Here is a 13,602-nt window from a genome sequence, read left to right as displayed (position 1 = left end):
AAATTCTGTTTCTAGGCTAGCTATTATTGTAGTTTTCGTAATTTTAGGGGCTTTCTACATTAAAACAAGTAATTATGTGCCATTTTATCCCAAACAATTTCATGGAAGTCCGTTTGGTATGGGTGGAATCTCAACTGCTACAGCCACCGTTTTCTTTGCTTTTATCGGGTTCGATGCTTTGGCAGCTAATTCAGCGGAAACCATTGATCCAAAGAAAAATGTGGTACGGGGAATTTTAGGAACTGTGATTATTGCCGTAATTCTTTATGTTGCGTTCTCACTGGTATTGGTTGGAATGGTTCATTACACGGACTTGAACGTTGATGATCCAGCAGCATATGCTTTGCATACGATTGGACTTGACTCATGGAATAAACTAATTACCATTGGGGCGTTGTTTGGTATTTTTACTGCAATGGTTACCATGTTCTTCGGTGGATCACGTTTGGTTTATGCCTTGGGACGTGACGGTTTGTTGTCAGAAAAAATGGGTAAAATTAACGATAAATATAAAGTACCACGCAATGCGATTGTGGTGGCCACGATTATCCAAGCAATCTTTGCCGTCTTGGTGCCACTAGAACAACTAGCTTCCTTGATTAATGCCGGGACATTGTTAGCCTTTGCTTGCATCTCGTTTGGGGTCATTCCATTGCGTCGCCGAAAAGATATCAAAAACGATGGTTTTAAAATGCCATGGTATCCATATCTTCCGATTGCGGCTGCTTTAATGAGTATTTACTTCATTATCATGTTGCCAGATATGACTAAAGTTTCAGTTGGAATCTGGTTGGTAATTGGTTTGGTAACTTACTTTGTCTATGGAATTCGTCATTCTAAATTACAACAACGACAAAAATAAAAAATAACTCATCCTAATCTATAGGGTGAGTTATTTTCTATTTGTTTGATATAAACTTTATTTTACTGTAATATTTATAAAAAAGATGCGGTGTAATTTGCATAAAAACTAATTACATATTAAAAATCATATAGGAGTGATGCACATGCCATACAAATCAAAGCGCAACATGCGGAATCTCACCACCGAAGAAAAATCAGCCAAACGTTTATTCAAAACGAAAAAGGGCTGGATGAATAGCACGAAAATTTGGGGAGTAACAGTTGCTGGAATTGCCTTTTCATCATTTTTAGTAGCTAATGTCGGCTTAGTTAATCCTGTCTCAGCTGATGTAGTAACTCAGTCACAAACCCAAGTGACTAATAATGCCGTTGCTGTACCTGAAGCGCAAGCAGATCAAATAAAAGCACAATCTGCAAAAGATGACGCTCAAACAAAATCAGACCAAGCGAATCAAGCAGTTCAAACTGCACAAGCTGATGTCACAGCCAAAACTCAAGCTGTAGATTCAGCCCAAAAGGTTGCTGATGAAGCACCAACTCACATTGCACAAGCACAAACTGATGTTGATAACCAAACACCCGTTGCCAATGAAGCTCAAGCTAAGGCAGATAACACGCAAACTGCTGAAAAAGCAGCACAAGCAACTGCAGATACTGCCGATGCTAACTTGGCACAAGTAACTCAAACTGAAAAATCAGCCCAGGCAGCAGTTGACAATAACCAGGCTGACCAAAACAAGGCCAATACTACAATCAGTGATGACCAAAATCAAATTAGCACCGCCAAAAGTCAAGTTGTTGCGGACAAAGCTAAACAAGCTGATAATGCACAAAAAATTGATGACTTAACTAACACGGCTAAAAATGATCAAGCCCAAATCGGTAAAGCAACTGATGAATTGAATTCTTCTAAGCAAACTCAAGCTAAAGCACAAACCGATTATAATAACGCACTAAATCAAAACAATGCTGACAAGTCAGCCGTTCAAGCTGATCAAAACGCCATGAATAATGATTCCGCTCAAAGTACCATTAAATTGCCAGATACTTCTGTTTGGAACGAAGCTAAACCAACTACGCAACAAGGATGGGACGAAAGAACTAAAAAACTCAAACAATGGGATAGCCAAGGTAGTGCATTAAATGAAAATGGATTTGTATTAAATCCAAAAGACTTAATCAATATTGATGTTAATAACTTGACGTCTGAACAAAAATTAGAAATTGATGATTTTTATGGAAATCTAATCAATCAAATTCGTCAACAAGATGGAATGCATCAAGTAGTAGTTGGTGGGCAATCGATGGACAAGTTTGCGGACGAAGTTGCTGCTAACTACGATAAAGACAGCTGGGATATCATGGGAAACAAGGCTGGAGCTGGACATGATGTTTCAGCAATTACCGCAGCCGCAAAGACCGTTGGACTTACAGACAGTCAAGGAAACATTTATGAAGATCTAAGTGCTGGTTACTTAGGTATGGTTTCAAACCCAGGTACTTTAGCTGGATACAAAGAAGCAATTTATGATACTGTAGTTTCAATGTTATTTAAAGATGCATCAGCACATTATGGACATACCATTTCATTATTGGGAGTTAGTGATTGGAAATACGGTTTTACTGATGCAGCGATAAGTATTGATCATATGGGGCAAATTCACTTACTTGGGGCTGATTTATCTAACATTAAGAGTGATTATAACCGGGATACTAAGACTGGATACATGGGTCACACCTCAAACGTAGTTGATCCAGCAAAGTGGTCAAGTGTCGGTTCACATACTCCTGTTTTCGGTAATAACCCTGAATTAGCTAAGCAACTCGCTGCTGATCAAGCTAAAGAAGCACAAAGCGCTCAATTAGTAAATACTACTCAATCAGCACTTAACTCAGCCAACCAGGATGTTGCAACTAAGCAAGCTAAACTTGATAGTTTAAACCTTGCTAATGTGCAACAACAAATCAATGATTTACAAAACGAAAACGATTCATTAGCAAACGATATTAACTTAAACAATAGCAAAGTTGCTTCATTAGAAACAGATATTCAAAACGCTCAAAATAAACTTGCTCAATTACAAGCTCAAGCACCAAAACTTGTATCTGACTTAAACGACGCAAAATCAGCTGTCATTGCTGCTCAAACTGTTGCCGACCAAGCAAATAAAGCCTTAGCAACAGTCAAAGCGAATAACCAAAGCGCTCAAGCTGATGCTAAAGCTCAAGCCGATAAATTAGCCGCATATCAAGCTGTCTTATCACAATATCAAAATGCTGATAAGAACTTACAAACTGCTAAAGACGCCCAAGTTAAAGCAGAACAAGCACTTAAAGACTTACAAGCTAGCCAAGCAACCGCTCACGAAACACTTGAAACTGCTCAAGCAAACCTTGACCAGGCTAACCAAGTTCTAAAAAACGCCTTAGCTAAACAAGCTGTCGATGATGCCGAAAAAGCAGCTCAAGCTGAAAAAGACAAACAAGCAACTCAATTACCAAATTCTAATATGGGTCACAACGGTGAGGTTACTTCAGATCAAACAATTGGTCATAACGGAACTGTTACAACTGGTAGTCCTCTAACAAGCACTTCAACTGACAAAGCAAAAAGTGCATCTGTAGCAGAAACACTTCCACAAACTGGAACTTCTGCAAGTAACTCATTCATGGTTCTTATCGGAATGTTATTATTATCACTTGTTTCAATTTTGGGCTTAGGTAAATTAAACAAAAAACGCAACTAAATTGTAACAACGACAAAAATAAAAAAGTTCTCCTTTTGTGGAGAACTTTTTTACTTATTTAACAATTTCAGCACCAAAGGCTGTTTTCATATGATTTAAAGCGAAAGCTTGATTAGCATCTGTAAAACTAGCTACGGCATTTTCGTGGATAATCACATGATAGCCTAAGTTATAAGCACTAATGGCAGTATGCAAAACACAAATATCACTGGATACTCCCACTAAATGAAGTGTTTTAACATTTCGTTCACGGAGCCGTAAATCTAAATCAATGCCGACAAACGAACTGTAACGCGTTTTGTCCATTAACCAGACGTTTTCGTTTTTCTGATGTTCTTGATACCAAGGTTTTAATTCACCAAACAATTCACGTCCCCAAGTGTTACGTTGATTGTGTGAGGGAAACAATTTGGTTTCAGGATGATATTGGTCGCCCTTGCGATGGACATCTGTCGGTAAAATCACGAATTGATCTGCCGCATAAAACTGGTTGGCTAACTCCAAAATTTTAGGTTCACATGCTTGAGCTGGTTTACCAAGAGTTAGGGCCCCATCGTCTGCAACAAAATCATTAGTATAATCAATAATTAAAAGTGCTTCTTTATCAGACATCATAATCCCCCTTGACTAGTCATCTAGTTAGGTTGATCATACGCTCTTTTAAATAAGGTTGCATTTAGTTTAATAAAATCTTATACTGTGGATACACAAATAAAATATCTAAGAAGAGGAGCGACTATTATCAGTAGTTCTGTGAAGACTAACCAGGTCAGTGAAACAGAACGAAAGGAATCGTCGCCGAAATTAAATGAGTGGTAACCATTTGATTGGGGCTTGATTTAATAAATCAAGCACTGTCGCATTGAGAAATGCGGAGCGCTTTGCAGACTAATGAACGATTGTTTAATTAGGCTCTTCTGGATTAATTTTCAGAAGAGTCTTTTCTATTAGTTTGATGCACTTTCTTGTCTATAGGAGGAGTTTAGTAATGGCTGAAAAGCAAGCAAAAGTTAAGCGTGGCTTAAAGTCACGACATGTTTCAATGATTGCCTTGGGTGGTTGTATTGGAACTGGATTATTTGTTGCCAGTGGGGCAGCAATTCACAATGCAGGACCTGGTGGAGCATTAGTAGCTTACATTTTGATGGGAATCATGGTTTACTTCTTGATGACCAGTTTAGGAGAAATGGCTACTAACTTACCAATTTCTGGATCATTTTCTACATATTCTACTAAGTACGTTGATCCTGCGTTAGGATTTGCGATGGGGTGGAATTACTGGTTTAACTGGGCAATCACTGTGGCGGTTGATATCTCAACTGTTTCATTAGTAATGGCTTTCTGGTTACCCCATGTTCATGCCTGGATTTGGAGTGCAATTGCTTTAGTAATCATTTTCTGCATTAATATTTTGGCTGTTTCAGCGTTTGGGGAAACTGAATTCTGGATGTCATTAATTAAAGTAGTTACGATTTTTGCTTTCCTAGCTGTTGGAGTTTTAACCATCTTTGGAATCATGGGTGGTCATGCTACTGGATTAAGTAACTTTACTTATAAAGCAGCTCCATTTGTGAACGGAATTCCTGGAATTCTAAGTGTCTTCGTGGTTGCAGGGTTCTCTTTCCAAGGGACTGAGTTGGTTGGGATTACAGCTGGTGAAGCTGATGACCCACATCATAGTGTACCTAAAGCTATTCATGAAGTTTTTTGGCGGATTATCTTGTTCTACGTCCTTGCTATTTTCGTAATTGCAGCCGTAATTCCTTATACCAGTCATGATTTGCTAGGTTCATCAGCAACTGATATCGCAATTAGTCCCTTTACCATTGTCTTCAAACGAGCTGGTTTAGCTGCTGCAGCTAGTGTGATGAATGCTGTTATTTTAACATCAGTTATTTCATCTGCTAACTCAGGAATGTATGCCTCAACTAGAATGCTTTATGCAATGGCTGACGAAGGATATGCACCAAAAGTTTTTGGTAAGCTAAGTAAAAGCGGGATTCCCGTTCTTTCTTTACTTGCAACTACTTTAATTGCCTTATTAACCTTCTTAACTAGTTTTGTTGGTCCGCAAATTTATCTTTGGTTAGTTGCTGCTTCAGGATTAACTGGATTTATTGCTTGGTTTGGGATTGCTTTATCTCATTATCGGTTTAGAAAAGCATTTGTTTTACAAGGACACAAGGTTAGCGAATTGAAATATCACGCAACTTGGTTCCCACTTGGACCAATTCTTTGTTTAATTCTTTGTATCATTGTAATTTGTGGCCAAGATGTAGGTGCTTTTGCGAACGGTGACTGGTTCCAAATTGCGGTTACTTATATCAGTGTGCCATTAGTAGTAATCCTTTACGTTGGGTGCAAAATTGTTAAGAAAACTCATATTATTCCGCTTGATAAAATCGATGTTAGCCCAGCTAAAATCGATGGCGAATCAGAAGAAAAATAAATTATTCAAATTAAAATAATCATAAAAATGGTACAATTAGTTTTGCTAGTTGGACCATTTTTTATTAGGGGAGATAATCAAATGATTGTTTTATCAGGAACTATTGGAGCAGGAAAAACATCTTTAACCACCTTATTAGCAGGACATCTAAATGCTCCTGCTTTTTATGAGTCAGTGGACGATAATGAAATTTTGCCATTGTTTTATAAGGATCCTAAAAAATATGCCTTTTTATTACAAATTTATTTTCTAAATAAACGTTTAGATAGCATTAAAGAAGCTAACATCGATAAATATAGTGTTATGGATCGTTCCATTTTTGAAGATTCATTACTTTTCCATTTAAATGCCGATTTAGGTCGTTCAACTGAAACAGAAGTTGATATTTATGATTCTTTGCTACAGAATATGATGGAACCAATTCCTGGAAGTGATTTTCAAAAGAATCCTGATTTATTAATTTACATCAAGGTGTCCTTTGAAACCATGTTGCAAAGAATTAAACGGCGGGGCCGTTCTTTTGAACAAATTGAAAATGATGATAGCCTTTACGATTATTATCGAGAATTAAATCAACGTTACACTAAGTGGTACGCAGATTATGATTTATCACCTAAGATGATGATTGATGGTGACCGCTATGATTTCATGAATGATGATACAGCTCGTGAACAGGTTTTAGCTGATGTTGACCAAAAATTAAAAAAAGTATTGGGATAATTTAGCTTTATATTGTATAATTGAGAAAAATAAAACGAATGCATACCTATAAGTAGATATACAGAGAGATAACGGGGCTGAGAGTTATCATCGAAATTTCCAGTATGCGAAGAGGGCAGTTAATCCTGCACGGCGATTCCGTTACTAATCAATAATTAAGGGCCTATCTCATGATAGGAACTTGGGTGGTACCGCGAAAAAGCAAAGACCTTCGTCCCAATTGACGAGGGTCTTTTTATATACAAGGAGGAAAAAGTTATGCTAGATATGAAAATGATTCGACAAAATGCTGAATGGTTCAAACAAAAAATGGCTGATCGTGGAGTTGATGGTGCAAGCGTTGATCATTTAATGGAATTAGACCAAAAACGGCGTGATTTAATTGTGAAGAGTGAAGCACTTAAAGCTGAAAGAAATGAAGTTTCAGAAGAAATTTCACAACTTAAACGCAATAAAGAGAATGCTGATGCACAAATTAAGCGTATGCGTGAAGTTGGAGCCGAAATCAAACAACTTGATGCTGATTTAGAAACTACTAAGGCTGAACAAGATAACTTGGAAGCCCATCTTCCTAATATCCCTAATGATAAAGTTCCTGTTAGTTTAACTGAAGAAGGTTCAGTTGAACTTCGCAAAGTCGGAACTCCACGTAAGTTTGATTTTGAACCAAAGCCTCATTGGGAAATTGGAGAAAAACTTGATATTTTAGATTTCAAACGCAGTGCAAAAGTTGCTGGAAGTCGTTTTGTCTACTATATTGGTGCTGGATCAATGCTTGAAAGAGCCGTTTATAACTTCTATTTAGATGAAAATGATAAGGCCGGTTATACTGAAATTTTGCCACCTTACATGGTTAACTCGGCTTCAATGTTTGGAACTGGTCAATTCCCTAAATTTAAAGAAAATAAAGCTGGTTTTGAAATTGCAGATAGTGATTTAACGATGATTCCAACTGCCGAAGTACCTTTGGTTAACTTTTATCGTGATGAAGTAATTCCTGCTGAAAAACTTCCCGTTAAGTTTACAGCTTTAACTCCAGCCTTTCGTTCTGAAGCTGGTAGTGCCGGACGTGATACCAAGGGATTAATTCGTCTTCACCAATTTAATAAGGTTGAAATGGTTCAATTTACGAAACCAGAACAATCATGGGATGCTCTAGAAAATATTACTGCTCAAGCTGAATCGTCATTAAAGAAGCTGGGAATTCCTTATCACGTAATTACTTTAACTAGTAGCGATATGAGTTTTACAGCTGCGATGACTCATGATATTGAAGTTTGGATGCCATCACAACACTGTTATCGTGAAATTTCAAGTTGTTCTAACACCACTGATTTTCAAGCTCGTCGTTCTCACATTCAATATCGTGACGAAAATGGTAAGTTGCAATATGTCCACACCTTAAATGGTTCTGGGCTTGCAGTTGGTAGAACTGTGGCTGCAATTTTGGAAAACTTCCAAAATGAAGATGGTACAGTTAATATTCCAGAAGTCCTACAACCATACATGCACGGTAAAACTAAGATTACTAAACAAGATTTATTTTAACTAAACGAAAGAGGTAGCTCATTGAGGTACCTCTTTTATTATGTGAATGTTTACGCTTTAATGTTCGCGTTTTAGCGACCTAACTATTTGTATGTACTTTTATTTTATAAAATCGATATTTTTTTTTGCAAATTACAAAACATTTGCATTTTTGACTTGATAATGTTCATTTTTAACGGTAAAATCTTAAATAATAACTAAATTAAGTACCCAGAGGAGAATGGATATGAAGTTTGGAAAAGTTGTAAAAACCGTGGCAGTAGCCTCAGCAATGCTTGTAATGGCAGTTGGATTAACTGCTTGTGGTAAAAAAAGTGCCGATACTGGCAACTATCAACCTAAAAAAATTAGTTGTTGAATTTAAGCCTGCATCAAATGCCGGATCTGCAGATTCACAAGTGAAACCTTTGGAAAAGTTGCTTACTAAGCAACTCCACATTCCAGTAAAAGTTGTAATGCAAACTGGTGGTAATTCATTAGAGAGCATTTAAAAGAAGCAAAAAATATCGACAAATAGTTAGGGGATAAAATCGTTGGAAAACCAAATAGTTTTAGAGTTTAAACACGTTAATAAAACTTATCAAAGTGGAGTAAAAGGATTAGAAGATATTAATTTTAAAGTTAATCGTGGTGAATTTGTGGCTGTGGTTGGGTTATCAGGTGCTGGTAAAAGTACGATGCTTAACTCAATTAACAAAATGATTGATATTACAGACGGTGAAGTTTTGGTAGATGGCGTTGATATTAGTAAATTAAAGGGGAAAGCCCTTCGTCAAATGCGTCGTAAAATTGGAATGATTTTCCAAAACTTTAACCTAGTTGAAAGAACTACTGTTCAAAAAAATGTTTTAGCTGGTCGTTCAGGTTATTACCCAACCTGGAAAACGATGTTAGGTCTTTACAGCAAAGCAGATAAACAAAAAGCTGTGGAAGAACTTGATAAAGTTAACATGGTTAAAAAATTATATCGTCGTGCCGATGAATTATCTGGTGGACAAAAGCAACGAGTTGCAATTGCAAGAACTCTAATGCAAGATCCAACTTTGGTTCTTGCTGATGAACCGGTTGCTTCACTAGATCCTAAAACTAGTAAAGGGGTAATGGATGACCTTTACCATTTGAAAAAGTACGAAAACATTACCGTTTTGGTTAACATTCACTCTGTTGAATTAGCATTGCAGTATGCTGATCGAATTATCGGATTACGAGATGGTAAATTAGTTTATAACAAGCCAATTACAGAGGCTAATGAAGCTGACTTGAAACAAATTTACGAAAATGGGGTGGAACAATAATGAACGTCCCTAAACAAGATTTCGTGCAGCGATTCCATATCATTGGAATTTCGATTGCCGTAATTATGTTAGTTTTGATTTACTTCTCATCATTGGTTACTGGAGTTGACTTCGATACTTTCATGACTAACATCGATCAATTTGGTGTGATTTTGGGACAAATGAAAGATCCTGACTGGTCATATCTAGCAAAAATGAAAGACCCATTGTTACAAACGGTGCAGATGGCAATTTTGGGAACTACATTTGGGACTGCTTTGGCAATTCCATTCTCTATACTTGCTGCTCGTAATATTGTAAAGAATAGAATTGGTCGAGGAATTATTCGAATTATTCTTTCTTTAATTAGAACATTACCAAATCTGTTGTTAGCCGCTTTATTCGTGGCTATCTTTGGGATTGGACCAATGACTGGTGTGATTACTTTAGCGCTCTTTTCATTCGGGATGGTTTCAAAATTATTCTACGAAGTAATTGAAACAATTGATATGGGACCGGTTCGTGCTATCCGTGCTACTGGTGCCTCAATGGCTCAAACGGTACGAATTGCTGTAATGCCTCAAGTTGCCGGTCAATTTATGAGTGATTTCTTATATACGCTTGAAATTAACGTGCGTTCATCAACCGTACTTGGTTATTTGGGAGCCGGAGGAATTGGACTTTACTTACAACAAACTTTGGATCAATATGACTATCCAAGAACGGCAGTCATTATTATTTCAATTTTCGTTGTAGTACTTGTAATTGACACTATCAGTAATTATCTAAGGAAGCGACTACAATAATGAATTTAAAAAAATCAAAATTTGAACGTGTAAAGTGGATTATTGCAGCAGTTGTGATTATTGCATTGTATGTGTGGTCATTTTCAGGAATACCCCTTACCAAAATTCAAGGTTCTGCCGGGCAAGTTAGTGTTTCGATTTTTAATGGAATAATTCATCCTGACTGGGCATATGTATATAACGGTAGCGGAGAAGATATGGTTTCTGAGTTAGTAATTACTTTAGCAATTGCTTTCTTAGGAACAATTATTTCAGCTGTTTTATCAGTTCCGTTTGCGTTTTTTGCTGCACAAACTAAGAATTCAATGTTTCATCCTCGATCAACCATTGGTAAATTTTTGTTAACTGCAATTCGGGCATTTCCTGAAGTTGTGTTGGCAATTATGTTCATCAAAGCAGTTGGCCCTGGTTCTTTTGCTGGAGTTTTAGCAATTGGTGTTCATTCTGTTGGAATGTTAGGTAAATTGTTTTCTGAAGCAATTGAAGAAATGGACCGGAGTGCGGAAGTCGCAATTGAAGCTGATGGTGGAACAAAGTGGCAAATTTTTAGAATTGCCACGATGCCTCAGATTTTACCTGAACTAGTTTCTTATACTTTATATCGTTTTGAAATTTCAGTTCGTTCTGCATCAATTCTTGGTTTAGTTGGTGCCGGAGGAATTGGTACACCAATGATGTTTGCTTTACAAACACGGGATTGGTCAAAAACGGGAATTATTTTATTAGGAATTGTAGCAATGGTATTAGCAATTGATTCACTTTCAACTTACTTACGTCGTAAATTAATCTAATTTAAATGCAAAATAAAAAGAATCCGCGATTGTGGATTCTTTTTTAGTTGAATGGAATTGCTAAAGTTGCTTCTGAAATGACTCCATAAGAGATTTGTTGATTATTCCGATTAGTCATTTCGTAATCAGTTGAGTAAAGCACCACAGCTAATTTTCGGTCTTTAGGAAGCCGATAAAAAGTAGGTTGGAACTTTAACTCGACGTTATAGAAATGATTTGGTTCAATTGGTTCGTTAATTGCAGGACTAGTTCGATTTTGAAGATTAAGATGAACCTCAGAAATTAGTTTAAATGGGGTTGCTTTCTTATTCAAAGTAAATTCACGTAAGTCATCGGAATACCAACGATAACCTAGAGGAACCCCATGACGAGCTAAAATGGTTGGGTTTTCATTGAGCCGTTTTGCATCACCATAATCTAAAAGAGCTGCACTTAACATTCCTAGATTAGTGTCACTAGCAACTTGAATTTGTAATTTAACTTCACCATTGATGGTAATTTCTTTATCAAATTCGGCAGTGGCAACCACTCGATTATCTTGAAGCATTTTATCTTTGATATTAAAGATTTGATGCCGCCATTCTTGAGGATTTTTACTATATTGTAAAAAGTTTGCTTGAGGAACATCATTTTTGAATATTTCTCGATCAAATTGAACCTTTTTGTGCGTTGTTGAATTATTTGGCCAATTACTTTCCTTGTACCAAGTATCTGGCTGTACGTTATCTTGGACAATTAAGTTAGGTAGGATTGTTTCAGCGTGATTATCAATTTCGTATAATTCATGCGAGAGCCAAAGATTGACGATGTCGGAAAAATCAAAGGAAGGAAAGGCGTTGATGTAAACGTGTTGTCCTTGATGAAAAATTAGTTTTTTCTGGATTGGTAGATCTTGAATTCCCTGCCAAAGTTCATATGGGTTACGAAGCTTAACATTCCAATCATTAAGCCCGTGAACTAACATTACGTCAGCTTTAATGTTTTTCATTTGGTTTCGGTAATTACGATCATTCCAAAATTGATTATAGCTCCCAGTTACACGATCTTGATCAGCTTCCATTTGTTTTAGATATTTATCAAATGTTGGGCGAATTTTGAAATTATCACCAGCACGTAAGCTCCGCGAGAAAGTTTCTCCCGCTAAAACATCTGCATCTTCCCCTTGAAAACCACCAGGGGCAACAACGAGTCCGTTTTCCCTGTAATAATCATACCAAGATGAAATTGCAGCTTCAGCAATGATTGTTTTTAATCCGCTCACACCAGTTGTGGCTGCCGCAATTGCTAAAGTGCCAAGATATGAACGTCCTGTCATAGCGACATTCCCGTTACACCAATCTGCTTTGATTTCAATCCCATCTGTCCGATTGGTAAAGGCAATTCGATCACCATGTAACCACTCAATCACAGCAATTGTACTGGCAGTTTGTTGCGGATCACCACAGGTTTGTAAACCATCAGAATCAATCGTTCCAATCCCTGCTACATAAACACTGGCAAATCCACGAACTAACAGATAGTCGTTTAGTGTATAACCTGGTTTTGGTTGATGAGTTTCAGTGGCTTGACCAGTTGAATCAGTAGTTTTTTGCTTAGTTCCGTGTTTTAAGGGTTGTGGTTCAGTGAGTTTTATTTCACCAGCTACTTTTTCGGTTAAGTCTTGGTTAACATTGTGCGTTAATTGTTCGCCTAAAGTATCATTAACCCCCTGGTCATAAGGAGAGGCTGTATATGCAACGGGAACTTTAACGTCAGTTTTGGGACGTGTAATTTCAACTTTTAGAAGATCATTTTTGCCATCAAAGTCAGAATCAAAATCAGTTTGTACATAAACAGTTTCATATTTAAAATCTTTAGCTAAAAAGGTAGCTTGAGCTTTACCATTAAAAAAGAGTGGTTGATTAGGCACAAACTCAGATTTTGTGAAATAACCCTTCGCAGCGATACTATCAAGTAAAGTTAGGTCATTTTTACCATGGGTGTTCAATAAGTCGTACCAGGCTTCAATTAATTGATTGGTTGCATCAATAGTTTCATGATGAAATAAATTTAATTTGATAACAGATTCAAGTGGTTGATCAATCTTGAAATCAACGGTTGGTTGAAAACCTAAAAGTTGTAAAGCAACTAAATAAAATACTTCAGCTGAAAGAGGTGTTTCAGTTGAAAAAAAGTCGCCTAATCTTTCCTGATTAGTTGCTAAAAGTTGGTTTAGTTTTTCCTGAAAATTGGATGAACTAGTGGGATTGATTTGGATTTGTTTGAGTAGTTCATAAAAGAGTTTTTTTGCATCAGTTTGTTCTGTTTTAAAACCAACCAATTGTAGCTCTTTCTTTATAGTAGATAAATCTGGATGTGATTGGGCAAATTGATTAATTTTCATAAAAAGCTCCTTTTATTTTT

The 13,602-nt window shown here is 36.8% G+C and carries 10 protein-coding genes, 1 pseudogene and 1 riboswitch; of the genes and pseudogenes, 9 read left to right on the top strand and 2 right to left on the bottom strand.

The features are described from left to right. Positions 1-7: 7 nt before the first annotated feature. Positions 8-862 (top strand): annotated as a pseudogene (locus PY770_RS06065) (APC family permease); the annotation flags it as partial. 145 nt (positions 863-1,007) lie between these two features. Then, a complete protein-coding gene (locus PY770_RS06060) occupies positions 1,008-3,611 on the top strand; it encodes an SEC10/PgrA surface exclusion domain-containing protein (protein ID WP_163601544.1) in 2,604 nt (867 codons plus the stop codon). Positions 3,612-3,665: 54 nt separating this feature from the next. On the opposite strand, the gene PY770_RS06055 is transcribed toward PY770_RS06060, so the two are convergent. After that, positions 3,666-4,223 carry a cysteine hydrolase family protein gene (locus PY770_RS06055; protein WP_275045853.1) on the bottom strand — a complete coding sequence of 186 codons (558 nt, stop codon included), beginning with the start codon at positions 4,221-4,223 and terminating at the stop codon, positions 3,666-3,668. 105 nt (positions 4,224-4,328) lie between these two features. Then, positions 4,329-4,501: riboswitch (Lysine riboswitch) on the top strand. Positions 4,502-4,599: 98 nt separating this feature from the next. Here PY770_RS06055 and PY770_RS06050 point away from each other — a divergent pair. From PY770_RS06050 to phnE (PY770_RS06020), 7 genes are all read left to right on the top strand, one after another. Continuing rightward, positions 4,600-6,060, top strand: coding sequence for an amino acid permease (locus PY770_RS06050; protein WP_103428884.1), 1,461 nt, complete (start codon positions 4,600-4,602; stop codon positions 6,058-6,060). 81 nt (positions 6,061-6,141) lie between these two features. Further along, complete coding sequence (locus PY770_RS06045) at positions 6,142-6,780, top strand: deoxynucleoside kinase (protein ID WP_103468071.1); 639 nt, start codon at positions 6,142-6,144, stop codon at positions 6,778-6,780. Between the two features lie 258 nt (positions 6,781-7,038). Further along, positions 7,039-8,328 (top strand): serine--tRNA ligase, encoded by a 1,290-nt coding sequence (gene serS, locus PY770_RS06040; RefSeq protein ID WP_163600957.1) that lies wholly within the window; start codon positions 7,039-7,041, stop codon positions 8,326-8,328. Between the two features lie 226 nt (positions 8,329-8,554). Next, positions 8,555-8,686, top strand: a complete 132-nt coding sequence (locus PY770_RS06035; RefSeq protein WP_263850696.1) for a hypothetical protein — start codon at positions 8,555-8,557, stop codon at positions 8,684-8,686. 175 nt (positions 8,687-8,861) lie between these two features. Beyond that, the gene (gene phnC, locus PY770_RS06030; protein ID WP_275045852.1) at positions 8,862-9,623 is read left to right on the top strand and encodes a phosphonate ABC transporter ATP-binding protein; all 762 of its coding nucleotides are present in this window, start codon (positions 8,862-8,864) and stop codon (positions 9,621-9,623) included. Beyond that, on the top strand, positions 9,623-10,408 hold the full coding sequence (phnE, locus tag PY770_RS06025) for a phosphonate ABC transporter, permease protein PhnE (protein WP_103428886.1): 786 nt from the start codon (positions 9,623-9,625) through the stop codon (positions 10,406-10,408). Before phnC ends, phnE (PY770_RS06025) begins: the two co-directional genes overlap by 1 nt. Beyond that, on the top strand, positions 10,408-11,199 hold the full coding sequence (phnE, locus tag PY770_RS06020; protein ID WP_041817929.1) for a phosphonate ABC transporter, permease protein PhnE: 792 nt from the start codon (positions 10,408-10,410) through the stop codon (positions 11,197-11,199). Before phnE (PY770_RS06025) ends, phnE (PY770_RS06020) begins: the two co-directional genes overlap by 1 nt. A 43-nt stretch (positions 11,200-11,242) precedes the next feature. On the opposite strand, the gene PY770_RS06015 is transcribed toward phnE (PY770_RS06020), so the two are convergent. Further along, positions 11,243-13,582 (bottom strand): Xaa-Pro dipeptidyl-peptidase, encoded by a 2,340-nt coding sequence (locus tag PY770_RS06015; RefSeq protein ID WP_275045851.1) that lies wholly within the window; start codon positions 13,580-13,582, stop codon positions 11,243-11,245. Positions 13,583-13,602: the final 20 nt, after the last annotated feature.

Source organism: Fructilactobacillus sanfranciscensis (genome assembly GCF_029023685.1).
Classification (GTDB): Bacteria; Bacillota; Bacilli; order Lactobacillales; family Lactobacillaceae; genus Fructilactobacillus; species Fructilactobacillus sanfranciscensis.
The sequence above is the reverse complement of the archived record's forward strand: the minus strand, read 5'-3'. Positions and strand labels throughout refer to the sequence as shown.

Coding starts and splice junctions, on each gene's coding strand:
- serS (WP_163600957.1), top strand. CDS start 7,039: ATGCTAGATATGAAAATGATTCGACAAAATGCTGAATGGTTCAAACAA.
- PY770_RS06055 (WP_275045853.1), bottom strand. CDS start 4,223: ATGTCTGATAAAGAAGCACTTTTAATTATTGATTATACTAATGATTTT.
- PY770_RS06060 (WP_163601544.1), top strand. CDS start 1,008: ATGCCATACAAATCAAAGCGCAACATGCGGAATCTCACCACCGAAGAA.
- phnE (WP_103428886.1), top strand. CDS start 9,623: ATGAACGTCCCTAAACAAGATTTCGTGCAGCGATTCCATATCATTGGA.
- PY770_RS06015 (WP_275045851.1), bottom strand. CDS start 13,582: ATGAAAATTAATCAATTTGCCCAATCACATCCAGATTTATCTACTATA.
- PY770_RS06050 (WP_103428884.1), top strand. CDS start 4,600: ATGGCTGAAAAGCAAGCAAAAGTTAAGCGTGGCTTAAAGTCACGACAT.
- PY770_RS06035 (WP_263850696.1), top strand. CDS start 8,555: ATGAAGTTTGGAAAAGTTGTAAAAACCGTGGCAGTAGCCTCAGCAATG.
- PY770_RS06045 (WP_103468071.1), top strand. CDS start 6,142: ATGATTGTTTTATCAGGAACTATTGGAGCAGGAAAAACATCTTTAACC.
- phnE (WP_041817929.1), top strand. CDS start 10,408: ATGAATTTAAAAAAATCAAAATTTGAACGTGTAAAGTGGATTATTGCA.